The sequence below is a fragment of the Vreelandella profundi genome (assembly GCF_019722725.1).
GTDB lineage: Bacteria > Pseudomonadota > Gammaproteobacteria > Pseudomonadales > Halomonadaceae > Vreelandella > Vreelandella profundi.
Genome location: NZ_CP077941.1, coordinates 2276045 through 2293863, shown reverse-complemented (window position 1 = coordinate 2293863; position 17819 = coordinate 2276045). Strand labels below are relative to the sequence as shown.

Genomic DNA, 17819 nt, shown 5'->3' with positions numbered 1-17819 from the left:
TGAAATTAAAAAATCGGCTTTTGCTGAGTGCCTTAGTTAGCTGTGCGCCGATGACCGCAGCATGGGGACAGGAAAACTCGCAGGCGGCCTTAGATGCTTTATTGCGCCAAGCTGACTTTTGGCAAGAAAATCAACGCCCTGACTTAGCGCGGCAAGCGCTTGAGCGCTACCTTACCGGACGTCCTGATGACCCCGAAGTGCTTTACAGGCTAGCGCGCCAAGCGGTGATAGATGACCAGCCAGATCAAGTAGCGCAGTGGACGCGGCGGCTGGAACAAGCGTCGCCTAATAGCCAGCACCTGATTGAGCTAGACCAACTGCAGCAGGGCAACAACTTAGATACTACGCAGTTGAACCGCGCTCGCCAGCTAGCACGCGCTAATCGCTATGAAGAGTCGGCATCGGCATACCGCACTTTATTTGGTAGCGATACACCTCCCCGTGGTCTAGCCGTTGAGTACTATCAAACGCTGGCTGGGGGCACTGATGCCCAATGGCGACAAGCGCGTGACGGCCTGCGTCAGTTTAGCGACAACTATCCCAATGATGCGCCATTAAAGCGTGCTTTAAGTGAAGTATTAACCTATCGCGAAGGCACTCGGCGTGAGGGGATTAGTCAGCTAGCTCAATTAGCGCGGCAAGGCGGCCCTGAAGCCGTTGCTGCGAGAAGCGGTTGGCGGCAAGCGCTGCTGTGGCTAGAAGCCACGCCGGCTGATGAAACGCTTTATCAGGTCTACACGCAGGTTAATCCGGACGATGCCGACGTCTCCCAGCATTTTGAAGATTCAACTGCTCAGAATACGCGCGCAGTAGGTTTTACGGCCTTACAGGCGGGGCAACTGGGAAGCGCCGAAGAGTCATTTCGGCAGGCGTTGGAAGAAAACCCGCAAGATGCTGAGGCGAAAGGTGGGTTAGGGCTAATACTGCTGCGTAGGCAGCAGTTTGCTGAAGCTAGAGACCTTCTGTCAGAAGCGATGGACCAGGCGCCTGAGCGCCGAGAGCAGTGGGCCGCGGCGTATCAAAGTGCGGCCTTTTATGCCCGCTTAGGTGAGGCGCGTCGTTTAGCGGCAGCCAATAATCTTGACCAAGCGCTTGAACAAGTGCGGCCGCTTACTCAGCAGAGCAGCGATGCCGGACGCGCCGCACGCTTGTTGGAAGCCGACATTTTGCGTCGCCAGAAGCGTTTAGATGCCGCAGAACAGGCCTATCGCGCCATGCTGGAAACGCGTCAAAGCGACGTTGACGCGCGAGTAGGACTAGTCCAAGTGCTTTCTGACAAAGGTGACTGGGCCGCTGCACAGCAAATAGCTCAGGCGCTGCCGGAAAGCAGGCGCGCTCAGATGAGTGGGTTAACCACGGCACAAGTAGAAGCGCTGCGCCTTCAGGCGCGCCAGCAAGATGATTTTGGAGCGGAAGCTGCGCTTCGCGAAGCACTTGATTTGGCGCCGAGCAACCCATGGGCGCGCCTTGACCTAGCTCGTTTGCTGGCGGGGCAATCGCGCTCAGATGAAGCGCAGGCATTGATGGGGCCTTTTCTTGCGAGCGATGCCACGGTCGATCAACGTTATGCCGCAGCTTTGTTTGCGTCGGAGCAGGGTCGTTGGTCAGAAACCCAGCGACTGTTGTCGAACATACCGTCAAATACGCTTACGGTTGAGATGAAATCTCTTCAGCAGCAGGCTCAGATTCAACAGCCGCTGAATCAGGCATTAGTGCAGCTAGAGCAAGGAAGTCAGTCTGCGGCGATTGCCTCACTACAGCAACTTTACCTGCGTTCTGAAGGGGCTGGCCTTACCCCCAGCCAAGTTAGTCAAATTGCGGGGGCGTTGTCTGATGCGGGTGCTAAAAGTGAGGCTTTACGCTGGGTAGAGCGCGATTTAGCACGTGGTATTGACGAACAAATACCCAATGATTATATCAATCATGCGCTGGTGATGGCTCAGGCCGGTCGACCTGACGCTGCCCGACAATTGCTCAATCGTTTAGCCGCTTCTCCTCAGTGGCGTGAGGATCCCAACGCCTTGGCCGCTGAGCGTGGTTTAGCCATCATTGAAGCCGATCAGTTACGCCAGAGTGGCCGTTTGGCCAGCGCTTATGATGTGTTGGCAGAGCCGATGCAACAGTCGCCAGATGACGAGGACTTGCTGTTGGCGATGGGCCGTTTATACGCCGACGGTGGGCGTCAAGCCCAAGCTGAGCAGATATATACCTATGTGCTCACGCGTCATCCTGAAAGTGAGCAAGCCTTACAGGGTGCGGTACAGACGGCACTTGCTAACAATCGTTCGCGCCAGGCAAGCCAGCTTCTGAGTCGTTATGGGCCCGAGCAACAAACCCCCGATACGTTATTGCTCAGTGCTCAAGTCGCTAGAGCTAATGGCGAAAGCTTGAAAGCGCTCGCCTTACTCAGCCAAGCTCGCCAGGGGTTGAGCGTACAAGAAGGCGGTGCGGCGGCCTTTGTTCAGAGACAAAATCCGTTTACCGACAGGTCTCAAGGTGCGCGTGCGTCACAGCGACCTAACTGGTTGCCGGGCGCTAGTCGTGAGGTTAGTTATGACATAGCCATGACTGAATCGGTAGCGGTGACGCCATCTACCAGCCAGCAGATAGATGAGCTTTCCCGTCAGATCAGACGTGAGCGTGCGCCAACGGTGGCCACTGAATTCGCCTTTAACCTGCGTGATGGCGAGAGCGGTCTTAGTCGACAGGACCGTGTCGAAGCCCCTGTGCGCTTTTCGCTAGTGCCGTTTGGAGAAGGTCGATTTGAGGTCGCTTTAACACCTACCCAAATCACCGCCGGAACACCTGAGGGCGATGCGTTGCGACGCTACGGGCGTAGTGGGCTCGCGGAAAGTGCTGCTTCTCTAAATGAATCGCTTAGCGGCGTGACACCGATCCTGGATCAAATTCAAACTACCGTTACTAACTTCTTTACGGCCCAGAGTAATTTAGACGCTGCGGTAAATGAGCAAGAGCGGGTGCGTTTGGCAGCTGTGTTAGAAGAGGCCAGACGTTTTTATGATGCCGCTCTTGAGCGTAATCCTTTATTTGAAGCGGGCTTAACGGTTGCCAGCCTTACTGAACAGCAGCGCGAGCTTTTCAATCAATATCTAGAAGGCAATAGTGTCGATTTTGAGGCATTAAATTTTGACGGAGAGTCGCTGAGTGCCTTTGTCGAGAGCCGTCAGCAAATAGAAACGGCCCTCGCTGGCATTCAGAGCCGGCTGCAGTCTACGGCGCAGTCAGCTAGGCCCTCCAGCTTACGTGACAGCGGTGCGGGGCTAGCGCTTAGCTATGAGAATGGTAGTGTCAATCTTGATATGGGCAGTACGCCCCTCGGATTTGAAGAAACTAACCTAGTGGGCGGCATTCATTGGCAGCCGGAGATTGCTGAGAACACAACGCTGAATTTCACCGCGGAACGAAGGGCTGTGAAAGATAGCGTGCTGTCATATGCGGGCGCTTATGATGCCTACAGTGGTGATACGTGGGGCGGCGTTGTGCGAACCGGTGGCCGCGCCGGTATTAACTATGACACTGAGGCGGGTGGCCTTTATGCGGATATTGGCACCTATCGCTATACCGGTCATAACGTTGCTGATAACCAGTCTTACAACCTCTCTTTAGGCGGCTATGCTCGCCCAGTCAATAATGAACGCCGCCAGCTGCAAGCCGGTGTACATGTTTCCGCCATGGCCTTCGATGATGATCTGAGCCATTTCACCTATGGCCACGGTGGCTATTTTAGCCCCCAAGATTATGTCAGCGTCGCCTTTCCTATTAACTATCGTGAGAGTTTCACCGACCAGCTCACACTGGGCGGCTATGTGGCGCCGGGCTTCCAAAGTTATAGCACCGATGACAGCGACTATTTTCCGACAGATCCAGAGGCGCAGGCACTTCTTGATGTGTTTTCTGCTCTCGGGGCTACTCCGACATCACGCTATTCAGGGGAAAGTGAAAGTGGGATAGGGCTTTCCTTTGGCGGTGCTATGGAGTACCAAATGACTCCTGACCTTTCGCTTGGCGGACGAGTGGATTTCAACAGCTTCGGTGATTACAACGATACATCCGCTAGCATGTTTATGAACTATATCTTTGGAGATAGCGGTGAACGAGCCAGATAATCATTCCAAACACATTGAACATTATGCACAGCGCCATTGCAGCACCCAGTGGCGGCTTTTCCTAGAACTGGTTTTTGATGAGCTTTTCAACAGTGCAGGCAAAGAAGAGTCTTCGGGTTTCTGGCGTCACATCGGCAGCCGTATGGCGCTAGAAATGCCTATGGGCGAGTGCGCTACTTTAGAAAGCCTTGAGAGGGCCATCAATGAGGCATTAGATCTGCTAGATTGGGGATATACCAGCATCATTGCTGATAATCAAAAGATGCGGATTTGTCATTCTGCATGCCCTATCCCTGGTGACTCAGAAGAGCGTATCGACATCAGTTTGCTAGCAATGTCTGCCTTGTTAGAAGGATTGTATAAAGGGTGGCTAAGCCAGCAGGGTGGGGACATGGAGGTGCCGATTACCTGCATTAGCCGCAATGTTGAGCAGCGTGAATGTACCTTTATTTATGGACGTTAGCCGTTCCTAATACGGGAACTGCGCATTTAAAGGAATAGCTCATTATGTGGCGTCGGCTTATGTTAAGCACTGGGCTTATTGTTTGTATGCTGGCGGGTGCCTGCGCAGCCCAGGCAGATACGTCTTGGAGCGTATATAAAGAACGCTTTATCAACGCCAATGGACGGGTCATTGATACCGGCAATAACAATGTCAGCCACTCGGAGGGTCAGGGGTGGGGCATGATGCTTGCTCAGCATCATAATGACCAAGAAACGTTTGATCAGCTTTGGCAGTGGACGCGTCGGCACTTGAGTCGCCCTGATGTCTCTCTCTTTTCGTGGCGCTACGATCCCCGCGATAAGCCTGCGGTGCGTGACCTTAACAATGCGACGGATGGCGATTTATTTATCGCCTGGGCGCTACATCTGGCCGCAGAGCGTTGGAACAACGCTAATTACGCGAGCGCTTCTCGAAGTATCCGCCGCGCGGTGTTAGAAAATCTAACCTATGAGATTGCGGGCTATCAAGTGCTTCTGCCAGCGATAGAGGGGTTTCGACGCGATCAAGAGGTCGACATTAATCTTTCTTACTGGTTTTTACCGGCACTAAGGGATTTTGCTGACATTGAGCCTGAACAACCCTGGCAGCGCCTGATTGATGACGGCGTTGCGGTGCTGGATGAAGCTCGTTTTGGTGCTTATCTATTACCCACTGACTGGGTAGTTATTAATCAACAAGGCGAGGTTGCGCCAGCATCCAACTGGGCGCCTAGGTTTAGCTTTGACGCTGTGCGCATCCCGCTCTATTTTGTCTGGGGTGGGCGCGATGAAGCACGCGCTATCGGCAGTATGACTGCTTTTTGGAATGACCCTGCGCACCAACCTCCGTCAGCGTGGGTTGATGTCGAAAGTGAAGAACGTGCGGAATATCCAATTTCACGCGGCGTAGATGCAATTAGGGCCTATGCGAGCGGTGAACAACTACCCAGCGCAACGCCCCAATCAGAAGACGATTATTTTTCAGCGACGCTTTTGCTTTTGGCGCATATGGCTGAGGACATGCGTTAGGCGTTAGGACAGCTGTGCTTCGGCTGAGAGTTCTTCCAGCAGCGCTTCTAGCGCGGGCCACACATTATCTAAAATAATTGGCTGCGCTTCAGCCGTGGGATGAATGCCGTCACTTTGCATCAGCTGTGTATCCAAGGCGATATCTTCAAGTAAGAAGGGCACTAGCGCCACGTCGTACTCCTCCGCCAAAGAGTGAAATACGCCGGTAAACGCATCGCGATACGCTTGGCCATAGTTCGGTGGAATATCAATGCCCAGCAGCAGCACCTGAGCGCCGGCTTCTTGGCTTTGCTCTATCATGCTGGCTAGGTTTGCCTGCATTTGATTGGGGGTCAAGCCGCGTAAGCCGTCGTTACCGCCCAGTTCGAGTAGAACAATATCCGGCTGTCGTTGTCCGATAATATCGGTGAATCTTTGCAGGCCCCCAGACGTTGTTTCACCGCTAATGCTGGCATTGATAACCTGTGCTTTATCGTCCAAGCGCTCGGCTAGTAAGCTCACCCAGCCCTCTTCACGCTCAAGGCCATAAGCGGCGCTTAGGCTGTCGCCCATTACCAGTAGAGTAGGGCGCGTGTCTTCATTGAGAGGCTCTGCGTTGACTGAGGCCGAGGTCCATGCGGCTACCAGTACTAGCCCCCATACGGTTACCATACGATTCAGCCCACACCAAGCTTTAGGGATGCCATGCTTCATGCCTTACTCCTCTGATCAAACCGAAAACTCAGTTGCACACGCCTCGTCAACGAGCGAACCCCGTCCTCTTACAGACACTCCCGCAGCGCATAACGTTCCTCATGGTGTTACCGGGCATCCCGTTCTACATGCCGACAGGCTGTCGAAAAAAGTAACCAGTGGAGAGCGCTCGCTGACTATTTTACACGACCTGTCACTAAGCGTGGAAGCGGGTGAAAGCGTTGCGATTTTAGGCAAAAGCGGCGCGGGTAAATCAACGTTGCTGGGTTTGTTGGCGGGTCTTGATACACCGAGTGACGGTGAGCTCATGCTATTCGGTCGAGCGCTCAGCCGATTAGATGAGGATGGCCGGGCGGCATTAAGGGCGGGGCGAGTGGGCTTCGTGTTTCAAAATTTCCAGTTATTACCCACGTTGAGTGCGCTAGAAAACGTCATGCTGCCATTGGAGCTTTCACCCCGTGCCGGAGAAACTCAAACCGCCACTAAGTGGCTAGCGCGCGTAGGGCTTGGTGAGCGGGTGGACCATCTGCCTAAGCAGCTTTCCGGTGGCGAGCAGCAGCGGGTGGCGGTTGCTCGCGCTTTCGTCACGGACCCTGAACTGGTGTTTGCCGATGAGCCAACCGGCAACCTTGACCCGGATACCGGCGCTCAAATTATTGATCTGCTTTTTACCTTAAACCGTGAAGCAGGCACTACGCTCATTTTGGTCACCCACGATCACGCCCTGGCTCGCCGCTGCGACCGCTGTCTGCGCTTGGATCAAGGCAAGTTAGAACCTTTTGTGCCAGTGGCCGCCTCGATAGATGAGGGGACGCAATGAGTGATGTGAATTGGCGCTTAGCCATGCGCAGTCTTAAACGAGACCTTCGGGCTGCCGACGTTCGCGCTTTGTTTATTGCTCTGGTACTGGCCGTGGCGGCATCGACGATGATCGCTTTCTTTTTGGATCGTTTAGAACGTGGCTTGGAGCGGCAAGCAAGCCAAATGCTGGGCGGCGACTTAGTGTTAGAGCAGCGCGATCCTTTTTCGGAAGAGCTGCGGGCCAATCTTGAAAATGCCGGCTTTGCGTTAAGCGATCAGGTTGATCTCGTTTCCATGATTAGCCGCGGCGACCGCTTTCAGCCTGCGAGTCTCAAAGCGGTCGATGATGCTTATCCTCATTACGGCGTATCACACGTCGATTTTGGCGATGGCACGGAGGAAGTTGCATCAGGCCCAGCCCCCGGAGAAGCATGGGCCGATCCGCGCCTTATGCAATTAGTCGAGATACAGCTCGGTGATCAAGTACAGGTAGGCCAAACCGAGCTTATCGTGACGGGTATTGTAGAGCGTGAGGCAGACCAGTCCGCTGGGTTTAGCAATTTTAACCCGCGCTTAATGATGAACACCGCGGACGTGGAGGCGACCGGCCTAATCCAGCCTGGCTCACGCATAGAGTTTGAAATATTAGCGGCAGGCTCGCCTGCGGCGTTAGAGCAAGTTCAAGGCCTGCTGGCAGAACTACGCAGCGACGGTGTTGATGTTCGCGACGTGCGAGTCGATCGGCCCCAGTTGGGTAATGCTTTACAGCGCGCCGAAAGCTACCTAGGGCTTGCAGGGCTAGCCGCCGTACTGCTGGCAGGCGTTGCGGTCGCGATGTCGACCCGGCGCTACGTTGAACGTCACTTAGACACCGCCGCGCTGCTGCGCTGCTTTGGCGCCAGTCAGCGCCAGCTGGTCTCAATTTTCACCCTTCAACTACTCGGGCTGGCCCTGGTCGCCTCAGTGATTGGGGCGCTGCTTGGGCTTGTTGGCCAAGCAGTATTACTACGTCTGTTGGTAAGCTTTCTGCCCATGACGCTGCCACCACCGGGGCTGATGCCGCTAGGGCTTGGCGTTTTTACAGCGCTTGCTGTGTTAGTCGGGTTTGCTGGGCCAACCTTGCTGCGTATTAAGCAAGTTAGCGCGCTGAAAGTACTGCGCCGCGAGCTGGATCCTTTGCCACCTTCTGCATGGCTAGTGGTGGGGGTGGCGAGTATTGTGTTTGGCGGGTTGCTATGGCTTTACTCGGGCAGCCTAGTGCTAGCGATTGCGCTATTAATCGGCGGGGCGTTGCTACTTGGTTTGCTGTGGCTGATTAGCGCCTTTTTACTCAGCGCTTTATTACGCGGTGTGCAACGCATAGCGGGGAGCAACGAGTGGTCGCAGGCGCTACGTTTAGGCGGTCGTCAGCTGGCTCGCAGACGCCAGGCAGGATTGGGGCAGCTGCTAGCATTTTCGGTGACCTTCTTTGCGATGGCGATGATTGTATTGGTGCGCGGTGATCTGTTGAGTACCTGGCAAGATCAGCTGCCGGAAAATACGCCTAATTATTTCGCTATCAATATTCAGCCGTCCGAGCGGGATCCTTTTGAAGCGGTCGTTTCACCGCGTGTAGAAACTCAAAGCACCCTATACCCAATGGTACGCGGTCGCGTTATTGCTATTAATGATCAGCCCCCTGAGGAGGCCGTGCCAGAGGATGCGCGTGGCGATGGCTCGCTACGCCGTGAGCTAAATCTCACCTGGCAAGCAGAGCTGCCCGATGGTAACGAGCTAGTCGCCGGCGAATGGTTTTCGACAGCGCAAGCAAGCGATGTCAGCCAAGGATGGATGAGTGCGGTTGAGGCAACCCCGCAAGCAACGCCGGTTCCTATTTCGATGGAAGACGGGCTGGCGGAAAGATTAGGTCTAGGCATTGGCGATGAGATCACGTTCTCGGTTGGTAGCGATGAAATAGCGACGCAAATTACCAGCCTGCGTAGCCTTCACTGGGACAGCTTTCAGCCTAATTTTTTCGTTATCTTTCCGCCGGGTGTGCTGGAGCAATTCGGCCACAGCTACATCACGGCTTTTCATTTGCCTGAAGCAGAAAGTGACCTGATTAGAGAGCTGATTACCGATTTCCCCGGTGTGTCGTTACTCAACGTGGATGCCATCTTAGGCCAAGTGCGCGACGTGCTTAGCCAAGTGACGCGTGCCGTGGAGCTGGTGCTTGCGCTGGTACTCTTGGCCGGGGTTAGCGTGCTTTATGCGGCATTAACCGCAAGTCTTCCGGTACGCGCCCATGAAAGCGGTTTGTTGCGTGTCTTTGGAGCAGGCACTCGAATGATTTCACGAGTGCAGGGAGCCGAGTATGCGCTGCTAGGTTTTGCCAGCGGTTTGATGGGGGCGGTATTGGCGGAGCTTGCTACGGCGGCGCTGTATATTTACTGGCTAGACCTCACGCCAACCTTCCATCTAGGGCTATGGCTATTATTGCCACTCGGCGGGGCGGTGCTGATTGGCGTGATTGGTCATGCGCTTTCACGTGGGCTGCGTCGCCAAGCCCCAGCGGCCAGTCTAGGGCTTCTCGGGGAGGCATAGCGGTATCGCTGCGTATTAGCGAGCGAGCCAAAGGCCGACGACGGTGGCGCTGATAACAGCAATAAGAAAGACAAGGTTACGGGCGCGGGTATCGCGGCGTGGTTTCATGGCAACACCAAAATAAGCGTGGAGAGAAAAGCAGCGGAAGCATTACGCCGGGCATGGTACCGTTTGTTGCCCGCGTCGTCATCTTGGCTGCTTGCACGCGGTGTTAATGGCTCAGGACTTTTAGCTTATGTACCACTCGGATTTAACGGCTTCTCGCGTTTTTGCGCCGCAGCCACTTTTGCTGGCTGAAGGCCGCCTTGCCGCGCTGAGCTGGGGGCGCTCAGATGCTCCTACGTGGCTGGCGCTGCACGGCTGGTTAGATAACGCAGCCAGTTTTTCACGCTTGGCACCGCTGCTGGTTGAGGCGCTAGGTATTCGTATTGTAGCGGTGGATTTTCGGGGGCATGGACACTCTTCCCATGTGCCTGAAGGCACCGATTATGCACTCTGGGGCTATTGTCACGACGTGCTAGATGTTATGGACACGCTTGGATTGGAACAAGCTAGCCTGCTGGCCCATTCAATGGGCGCGGCAGTGGCATGTCTGGTGGCCGCGGCGTTGCCTGAGCGGGTAGTGCGCTTAACTTTGATTGACGGATTAGGCGCACTCAATACGCCGATGGAGGAGACCACCAGCCAGCTGCGCAAAGGGCTGGCAGCCTACCGCCGGCCACTTTCTCGGGCCCCACGCTATGCGGATATAGAAAGCGCAGTCGCTGCTCGCGTGGCGGGCGGTGTGACGCCGTTAGATAGCATAACGGCCACGCCGCTGGTGGAGCGCAATACGCAACCTACCGCCGATGGCCATGTGCAAATGCGCACGGACAGCCGCCTGCTGAAGCCATCGTTGGTGCGCTTTACGCCGCAACAAGTGCTGTCATTGCTGACAGATATTAATGCCCCGGTTTTGTTGATCGAAGGCGATAGCGGCATTCTGGGCGAACGCGAGTGGGCCGTTCAAGCGCGTGAGGCGATCAAAGATTTACACCGCCAAGTGCTTATTGGTGGCCATCATTTGCACTTGGAGCCTCGTGCGGTAGCGCAAGTCGCTACGGTTATTGGCAATCACTGGAACAAGACCGATAATCGCTAAGGAAGGACGTTAGCATGAATGAATTGGCTCACTTGGCCGGTGGCAAAAAAGTCGCCTTGGTGCTGGGTAGCGGCGGTGCGCGGGGCTACGCGCACATAGGTGTTATTGAAGCATTAGAGGCGCGTGGCTTTGAGATTATCGCCGTGTCGGGTTGCTCAATGGGGGCGCTGATTGGCGGTATTTACGCCGCGGGTAAGCTGCCGGAGTACCGCGAGTGGGTATGTAATCTGGATTACTTTGATGTGCTCAAACTGGTGGATGTGACGTGGAGCCCCATGGGTGCGATGCGTGCCAGCAAAGTGATGAGTAAGCTAGAAGCGCTGGTAGGCGACATTTTGATTGAAGATCTGTCGATTCCAGTGACAACCGTGGCAACTGACTTGGTGCGCCAGCGCGAGGTATGGTTTCAAAACGGCTCTCTTTTGCGCGCTATTCGTGCATCGATCGCAGTGCCGGGCGTTATCACGCCCGTTCACCTTGGTGAGCAAGTCTTGGTCGACGGCGGGCTGCTCAATCCTTTACCCATTATGCCCGTGGTGGCGGCACACCAAGCGGATTTCGTCGTGGCGGTCAACGTCACCGCGCACAGCCCGCTACCGGTGACGCTAGAGGAATTACTTCCTAAAGAAGAAGAGGCCGCCGATAGCCGCAGTGACAATGAGCGCGAGCGTGATCAGAGTATGGGCAAGTGGATTGGCGATGTGCGCGCGGCGACGCGTAAGCTTTGGGGTGGGCTGGGCGACAACGGAGAGGAAGAGCCTGAAGAGACCATCGAAACCCGTGGTAAGCGTGAGTGGAGCAAGCTGGATATGATTTTGGAGTCGTTTGATATTACCCAGGCGGCGCTGGCTAAATACAAAGTGGCGGGTTATCCACCCGATGTGCTGATTGAAATACCCAAGACCGTCTGTAGCACCTATGAATTTCATCGCGGTAGAGACTTGATTCGCTTAGGCCGCCACTTGGCGGATGAAGCGCTAGAGCGACGCATGCCGAGTGTTGCTTCGGATGCCGCTGAGTAACGGCTAAAGGCCACGTTTGCGTAGCAGGATGTACACGGCACCGGTGCCGCCATCGACGGGCACCGCCGAGCAGAATGCCAGCACCCCCGGCCATTCGCGCAGCCATGTATTGGTGTGGCTTTTGAGTACGGGGAAATCAGATGTGGCACCCCACGCTTTGCCGTGCACTACGAGTACGCAGCGCAGGCCTTGGCTGGCCGAGTCGCGTAGAAAGCTCTCAAGCTCCGTACGCGCCTCTTCAAGCGTATAGCCATGTAAATCCAACCCCGATTGCCAAGCTGTTTGGCCGCGCTTTAACTGGCTAAAGGTACGCAGCGGCAGGTCAACAACGCTGAACTCCAGATATTCAGACGGCCGTACGGCTTCCACGCGGCCATCCGACGTGCGACCGCTGACCTGCTTCGCATCGCTTTGTACCGCCGCGTGGCGGCGCGCCTCATGTGCGTTTACATCGCGTTTAGGCTTGCCAGGATCGGCTTGATTGGTCGCGATACGGCGCACGCCCGCCGCTGTTAACGCTTCACGAAAGGCACTGATATCATCATCACTGGGAAGGTGGCGGCGTCGCGTCATGGCAGGCTCAGGTGTGAAAAATAGGTGTAAAAACGGTGAATCAGCTAAAGAAGCACAGTATAGCGGGCTGAGCGTTGCTGTGAACCGGGCGGCGTGAAAGGTACAATCTTTTATTCGTTATGTGGACAAGGCGTTATCAGGCACGGCCTGGCTGAATCCATGATTATCGTTAACCCAGGAGTCGCTGTGACCACGCATCTTAACGCTGAGCATTCTCACTCAACCCTTTCCCTGCCGGAGTCAGCGCTGGTGAGCGAACTCTTCACACTGCGCGACTACCTACGCTGGGTATCCAGCGAGTTTTATCTGGCCGGTTTGCATTATGGCCATGGTACAGACTCCGCCTGGGACGAAGCCGTCGCGCTCTGTTTGGGCGCTTTGCATCTGCCGTGGAGCGTTGACCCCGGTGTATTAGAGGCGCGGCTGCTGCCCGTTGAGCGTCTGCGTATTATTAATTTAGCGCGCGAACGTATTACCACGCGTCGTCCGCTGCCCTATCTGCTAGGTGAAAGTTTTTTTGCCGGTCATCCGTTTAACGTTGATGAGCGCGTGCTGATCCCACGCTCACCAATTGCTGAGTTAATTGAAGATGGTTTTGCGGCTTGGTTTCCAGAAGAGCCTCCCGCTAAGGTGCTAGATCTATGCACGGGCTCGGGCTGTATTGGCATTGCCACGGCGCTGTATCTACCCACCTGCGAAGTGGCGCTGGCGGATATTAGCCAAGATGCCTTAGCCGTGTCGCGACAAAATATTACCCGCCACGATGTGGGCAATCGCGTGCGCGCGTTAGAGTCGGATGTCTTCAATAGCCTGGAAGGCCAGCGCTTTGATTTGATTGTTTCTAATCCACCCTACGTCGATGCGCGTGATCTTGCGCTGATGCCCGCTGAGTTTCGCCATGAGCCGTCATTGGCACTGGGTGCAGGTAGTGACGGTTTGGATATTGTGCGGCGTATACTGAGTGAAGCGCGGCAACACTTAACCGACGAGGGCTGGCTGATCGTTGAGGTCGGTAACTCAGATTGCCATGTGAAAGCAGCATTTCCGGATGTTCCTTTTTTGTGGCTTGAATTCGAGCGTGGCGGCCAGGGCGTGTTTGTCCTGAGCGCCGCTGAACTCGACGCCCATGCGGCGTCTTTCGTGTAAGGAATTAACGGCCATGTCTGGCAATACGTTTGGCAAACTCTTCAGTGTCACAACCTTTGGTGAAAGCCACGGCACCGCGCTTGGCGCAATCGTTGATGGCTGCCCGCCAGGGCTTCCGCTGTGCGAGGCGGATCTGCAGCACGACTTGGATCGCCGCAGGCCGGGAAGCTCGCGGCATACGACCCAGCGCAAAGAGCCGGATCAGGTGCGCATTCTCTCAGGCGTTTTTGAAGGTAAAACCACCGGCACGTCGATTGGTTTGCTGATTGAAAACACCGATCAGCGCTCTAACGATTACTCGAAAATTAAAGACCAGTTCCGCCCCGCACATGCGGACTACACCTATCATCATAAATACGGCCACCGCGACTATCGGGGCGGCGGGCGTTCCAGTGCCCGAGAAACTGCGATGCGGGTAGCCGCCGGGGCCATCGCCAAGAAATATTTGGCGGCTCAAGGGGTGCAGATTCGTGGCTATATGAGTCAGCTAGGGCCGATCAAAATTGATTTCAAACAGTGGGAGTCGGTAGGGCAAAATGCCTTTTTCTGCCCTGACCCAGAGCGCGTAGCCGAGCTTGAAGCCTATATGGATCAACTGCGGCGTGATCAAGACTCGGTAGGCGCTGAAATTACCGTGATTGCTGAAGGTGTTCCCGTGGGGCTGGGTGAGCCGGTATTTGACCGCCTGGACGCTGAGCTTGCGCATGGTTTGATGAGCATCAATGCGGTCAAAGGCATTGAAATCGGCGCAGGCTTTGGGTGTATTGCCCAGCGCGGCAGCGAACATCGCGATGAGATGACGCCTGAAGGATTTCTGTCTAATCATGCCGGCGGCGTGCTCGGCGGTATTTCCAGCGGTCAGCCAATCGTTGCACGGTTGGCGCTAAAACCGACGTCGAGCATTACCACGCCGGGCCGCTCTATTGATGTGCATGGTCAAGCGGTTGAAGTGATCACAAAAGGGCGACACGACCCCTGCGTGGGTATTCGCGCGACGCCGATTGCCGAAGCAATGATGGCCATAACGTTGCTGGACCACTGGTTGCGCCAGCGGGGCCAAAATGGCGACGTTAGCGTTGATACACCGCGTTTAACGCAGCGTTAAAGCCACGGTGAAATTTGCCTATCGCTGCTACACTCAGATAAAACGAGTGTCGGTAAAACTTGGCAGGAGCCGCCTATGAAGATTAACGTTGAGTTTGATCTTACCCCTGATGAGTTTCGCCAATCGCTGGGGCTGCCTGATGTCGAGGAATTCCAAAAGCATCTGCTGGAAAATATTCAGCGGCAAATGGAATCCGGGGTTGAAGGTTATGATCCTATGAGCCTTATGCGGCCTTTCTTGCAACAGCCGATGATGCAGCAGGGGCTTTCAGAAGGACTATCACAAGGGCTTTCCCAGGGTTTAGCTAACTTCGGCACCTACCAGCAAATGATGCTGGATATGCTGCGCCAAGCAGGTAATGCCGCTGCGTCTGATGATTCTACTGCCGCGGATGAAAAGGCCAGCTCTGGTGCATCACGCAACGGCGCATCGTCTTCAGGAGCGTCGGACACAGGCAGTTCAAGCGAGAAGAGCGCTAAGGCGAAAACAGCCGCTTCTTCGCGCTCTCGAGCGAAAGGATAGAAGGCAAGGATGCTTTCTAGAGTAGTTTGCAAACCCGCATGTCAGCGGCTACTCGTTTTGTAGTGCGTTTTTACAGTGCAGCAATGCTGCGTCACTATGAGTCACTCCAGGCGTTTTACATGTGTAGCCTAAGGCTCATGCCAAGGATCCATCGAGAGGAGCAGACACAATGCAAGACAATATGACGGACGCCTTTAACGCCCAAACGCGTCAAATGTTTGAGCCTATGCGCAAAATCAATTCGCTGATGCTCAACAATATGGAAAAAATGACCCAGTATCAGTTGGAAGCTATGAAACGCTACAGCCAAATGGGCACCGAGCGGATGCGTAGCGCTACTGAAATCAAAGATGCTGAAGGGCTGCGCGATTTTAGCACTAAGCAAGCAGAAATGATGAACGAAGTGTCCCAGCAGATGCAGGAAGATGCGAGGGCAATGAGTGAGATGAGCCAGCAGTTCAAATCTGAAATGGAAAAGATGTTTAGCGAAGCCGGACAGCAAATGTCGGACCAAGCCAAGGCTGCAACCAAAGGCGGACCATCGGCCAAAGCCTCTAGCCAGGCATCGCGTAAAAGCTGAGTGAGATCATCATCGCGGCGCCTAAGGGCGCCGCGATGCTTTGATCATCTTGATCCATGGCCAAGCCGGTCGACAGCGCTTGGTGCGCCGCGAGTAGGCGAGGGGGAGTAAGTATGCAGTCAGCGTGGCAGAATCCGTTTCAGGCTATATCTCAAAAACTCTCTGAAGGGCTTTCTCAGGCCGAAGCCGATGCTTGGACTATCCAGCTTAGTGATATTAGCGACCAGTATCAGGGGCTGATGCAGGACTTGCTTTCTCGTATTGCCCCCAGCGAAGCTGCCGGCCCTATCTATGCCGATATGCGTGAAAGCTTTGAGGCCGGGGCGCAGTCGCTGATGCAGAATCCTACCCTACTATTTGAAACCCAAACCCGTTTGCTACAAGACCAGTGGCTCTTGTGTCAGCAGGCAATGCGTGGCATGGCCGGCGAGCAGGTCTCACCACTGATCACCCCGGCGAAAAGTGATCGCCGCTTTAAAGACGATGCTTGGACCCAAGAGCCGTATTACATGGCGATCATGCAGCAGTATTTACTGTTTTCCCAGGTCGTTGAAGAGCTGGTGGAAAGCTTGAGCGGCCTGGATGAAACCCATAAGCGAAACTTGATGTTTTACGCGCGTCAGCTGGTGAACGCGATGGCGCCGACGAACTTTATGACCACTAATCCAGAGGTTATGCGTAAAACGCTTGAAACGCGCGGCCAGAACTTGGTTGATGGTTTAGCGAGCTTACGCGAAGATTTGGGCAACTCCGCCGAGGGGATCAATATTCGCATGACCGACCGCGGCGCTTTTGGTGTGGGTCACAATATTGCGGTGACGCCCGGCGCGGTGGTGTATGAAAATGAATTGATCCAACTGATTCAGTACACACCCACCACAGAAAAAACCTTTAAAACGCCGCTGCTAATGGTGCCGCCGTGGATCAATAAGTATTACATCCTTGATCTTCGTGACGATAATTCCATGGTTAAGTGGTTAGTGGGGCAAGGGCATACGGTGTTCTTGATTTCCTGGCGCAATCCCGGCCCTGAACAGCGTGATATCACCTGGGCCGACTATATGCAGATGGGGCCCATTAGCGCGATGGATGCCATTGAGCAGGCCTGTGGCGAGAAGTCGGTGAATCTACTGAGCTATTGTGTTGGCGGCACGCTAACGGCTTCAACGGTGGCTTACCTTACGAGTACTCGGCGTGGGCGGAAAGTGAAGTCGGTGACCTATATGGCTACGCTGCAGGATTTTCGCGATCCTGGTGATATCGGCGTTTTCCTCAACGAGCGTGTGGTTGAAGGTATTGAGCAAACGCTGCAGTTGAAAGGCTATTTGGACGGCCGTTCAATGGCCTACACCTTTAATTTACTGCGTGAAAATGATTTGTTTTGGTCGTTCTACATTAATAATTATTTAAAGGGTGAAACGCCTGCCGCTTTTGATCTGCTTTACTGGAATACCGATGGCACCAATTTGGCTGCAGGCACCCACGCTTGGTACTTGCGTCATATGTACTTAGAGAATCGCTTAGTTGAACCAAACGGCATTGAATTAGATGGCGTAAAGATTGATCTGCGCAAAATCTCAACGCCCAGCTATTTCGTATCGACCAAAGAAGATCATATCGCTAAATGGAACAGCACTTACTACGGGGCATTGCTACCTAAGGGGCCGGCAACCTTTGTGCTTGGCGGTTCTGGACACATTGCGGGTATTGTTAATCCGCCGCATAAGAATAAGTACGGATATTGGACCAACGATGCATTGCCGGAAAGCCATGAAGCGTGGCTGGAAAGCGCGAGTGAGCATGAGGGCTCATGGTGGCCTCACTGGCAGGCGTGGATGACTGACAATGGCTACGCCGACCGCGAGAAAATGGTGCCCGTGCGCCAACCTGGCGATGGCGCACTTTCGATCATCGAGCCGTCGCCAGGGCGCTACGTCAAGATGACCATCCCTGAGGTGCTAGGAGACATACCAACGACGCCGTAAGTGCTGCTATGATCATAAGAAAGCCCGCT

General features: G+C 54.7%; 14 protein-coding genes. 12 read left to right on the top strand and 2 right to left on the bottom strand.

From position 1 onward, the window contains the following. Positions 1-50 precede the first annotated feature (50 nt). The 3 genes from KUO20_RS10550 to KUO20_RS10540 are packed head-to-tail and all read left to right on the top strand — an operon-like array spanning position 51 to position 5639. A complete protein-coding gene (locus KUO20_RS10550; protein ID WP_235039829.1) occupies positions 51-4127 on the top strand; it encodes a cellulose biosynthesis protein BcsC in 4077 nt (1358 codons plus the stop codon). Then, positions 4111-4590 (top strand): cellulose biosynthesis protein BcsD, encoded by a 480-nt coding sequence (gene bcsD, locus KUO20_RS10545; RefSeq protein ID WP_235039828.1) that lies wholly within the window; start codon positions 4111-4113, stop codon positions 4588-4590. The genes KUO20_RS10550 and bcsD overlap by 17 nt, the downstream gene beginning before the upstream one ends. 44 nt (positions 4591-4634) lie before the next feature. Next, positions 4635-5639 carry a family 8 glycosyl hydrolase gene (locus KUO20_RS10540; RefSeq protein WP_235039827.1) on the top strand — a complete coding sequence of 335 codons (1005 nt, stop codon included), beginning with the start codon at positions 4635-4637 and terminating at the stop codon, positions 5637-5639. Between the two features lie 3 nt (positions 5640-5642). On the opposite strand, the gene KUO20_RS10535 is transcribed toward KUO20_RS10540, so the two are convergent. After that, complete coding sequence (locus tag KUO20_RS10535) at positions 5643-6332, bottom strand: arylesterase (protein WP_235039826.1); 690 nt, start codon at positions 6330-6332, stop codon at positions 5643-5645. On the opposite strand from KUO20_RS10535, the gene KUO20_RS10530 reads away from it, so the two are divergent. The 4 genes from KUO20_RS10530 to KUO20_RS10515 all read left to right on the top strand — a co-directional run bounded on the left by KUO20_RS10530 (position 6331) and on the right by KUO20_RS10515 (position 11879). Continuing rightward, positions 6331-7152, top strand: a complete 822-nt coding sequence (locus KUO20_RS10530) for an ABC transporter ATP-binding protein (RefSeq protein WP_235039825.1) — start codon at positions 6331-6333, stop codon at positions 7150-7152. The two genes, KUO20_RS10535 and KUO20_RS10530, sit on opposite strands and share 2 nt — an antisense overlap. Then, positions 7149-9716: an ABC transporter permease gene (locus tag KUO20_RS10525; RefSeq protein ID WP_235039824.1), complete on the top strand. Its 2568-nt coding sequence runs from the start codon at positions 7149-7151 to the stop codon at positions 9714-9716. The genes KUO20_RS10530 and KUO20_RS10525 overlap by 4 nt, the downstream gene beginning before the upstream one ends. A gap of 235 nt (positions 9717-9951) precedes the next feature. Further along, positions 9952-10857, top strand: a complete 906-nt coding sequence (locus tag KUO20_RS10520; protein ID WP_235039823.1) for an alpha/beta fold hydrolase — start codon at positions 9952-9954, stop codon at positions 10855-10857. A gap of 14 nt (positions 10858-10871) precedes the next feature. Then, positions 10872-11879, top strand: coding sequence for a patatin-like phospholipase family protein (locus KUO20_RS10515; protein ID WP_235039822.1), 1008 nt, complete (start codon positions 10872-10874; stop codon positions 11877-11879). A gap of 3 nt (positions 11880-11882) precedes the next feature. Here KUO20_RS10515 and KUO20_RS10510 read toward each other — a convergent pair whose 3' ends face one another. After that, complete coding sequence (locus KUO20_RS10510) at positions 11883-12452, bottom strand: Smr/MutS family protein (protein ID WP_235039821.1); 570 nt, start codon at positions 12450-12452, stop codon at positions 11883-11885. 186 nt (positions 12453-12638) lie between these two features. Between KUO20_RS10510 and prmB the strand changes: the two genes are divergently transcribed. The 5 genes from prmB to phaC all read left to right on the top strand — a co-directional run bounded on the left by prmB (position 12639) and on the right by phaC (position 17790). Beyond that, positions 12639-13598, top strand: a complete 960-nt coding sequence (prmB, locus tag KUO20_RS10505; protein ID WP_235039820.1) for a 50S ribosomal protein L3 N(5)-glutamine methyltransferase — start codon at positions 12639-12641, stop codon at positions 13596-13598. 13 nt (positions 13599-13611) lie between these two features. Further along, a complete protein-coding gene (aroC, locus tag KUO20_RS10500; protein ID WP_235039819.1) occupies positions 13612-14703 on the top strand; it encodes a chorismate synthase in 1092 nt (363 codons plus the stop codon). Positions 14704-14778: 75 nt separating this feature from the next. Next, positions 14779-15225 carry a hypothetical protein gene (locus tag KUO20_RS10495; protein ID WP_235039818.1) on the top strand — a complete coding sequence of 149 codons (447 nt, stop codon included), beginning with the start codon at positions 14779-14781 and terminating at the stop codon, positions 15223-15225. Between the two features lie 169 nt (positions 15226-15394). Continuing rightward, positions 15395-15805 (top strand): phasin family protein, encoded by a 411-nt coding sequence (locus tag KUO20_RS10490; RefSeq protein WP_235039817.1) that lies wholly within the window; start codon positions 15395-15397, stop codon positions 15803-15805. A gap of 113 nt (positions 15806-15918) precedes the next feature. Beyond that, positions 15919-17790, top strand: a complete 1872-nt coding sequence (gene phaC / locus KUO20_RS10485) for a class I poly(R)-hydroxyalkanoic acid synthase (RefSeq protein WP_235039816.1) — start codon at positions 15919-15921, stop codon at positions 17788-17790. Positions 17791-17819: the final 29 nt, after the last annotated feature.

What these genes read in the sequence shown, in the direction of transcription:
- KUO20_RS10515 (WP_235039822.1), top strand. Translation starts at nt 10,872, where the DNA reads ATGAATGAATTGGCTCACTTGGCCGGTGGCAAAAAAGTCGCCTTGGTG.
- KUO20_RS10490 (WP_235039817.1), top strand. Translation starts at nt 15,395, where the DNA reads ATGCAAGACAATATGACGGACGCCTTTAACGCCCAAACGCGTCAAATG.
- KUO20_RS10525 (WP_235039824.1), top strand. Translation starts at nt 7,149, where the DNA reads ATGAGTGATGTGAATTGGCGCTTAGCCATGCGCAGTCTTAAACGAGAC.
- KUO20_RS10550 (WP_235039829.1), top strand. Translation starts at nt 51, where the DNA reads ATGACCGCAGCATGGGGACAGGAAAACTCGCAGGCGGCCTTAGATGCT.
- KUO20_RS10535 (WP_235039826.1), bottom strand. Translation starts at nt 6,332, where the DNA reads ATGAAGCATGGCATCCCTAAAGCTTGGTGTGGGCTGAATCGTATGGTA.
- phaC (WP_235039816.1), top strand. Translation starts at nt 15,919, where the DNA reads ATGCAGTCAGCGTGGCAGAATCCGTTTCAGGCTATATCTCAAAAACTC.
- aroC (WP_235039819.1), top strand. Translation starts at nt 13,612, where the DNA reads ATGTCTGGCAATACGTTTGGCAAACTCTTCAGTGTCACAACCTTTGGT.
- KUO20_RS10495 (WP_235039818.1), top strand. Translation starts at nt 14,779, where the DNA reads ATGAAGATTAACGTTGAGTTTGATCTTACCCCTGATGAGTTTCGCCAA.
- KUO20_RS10530 (WP_235039825.1), top strand. Translation starts at nt 6,331, where the DNA reads ATGCCTTACTCCTCTGATCAAACCGAAAACTCAGTTGCACACGCCTCG.
- KUO20_RS10510 (WP_235039821.1), bottom strand. Translation starts at nt 12,452, where the DNA reads ATGACGCGACGCCGCCACCTTCCCAGTGATGATGATATCAGTGCCTTT.
- KUO20_RS10540 (WP_235039827.1), top strand. Translation starts at nt 4,635, where the DNA reads ATGTGGCGTCGGCTTATGTTAAGCACTGGGCTTATTGTTTGTATGCTG.
- KUO20_RS10520 (WP_235039823.1), top strand. Translation starts at nt 9,952, where the DNA reads ATGTACCACTCGGATTTAACGGCTTCTCGCGTTTTTGCGCCGCAGCCA.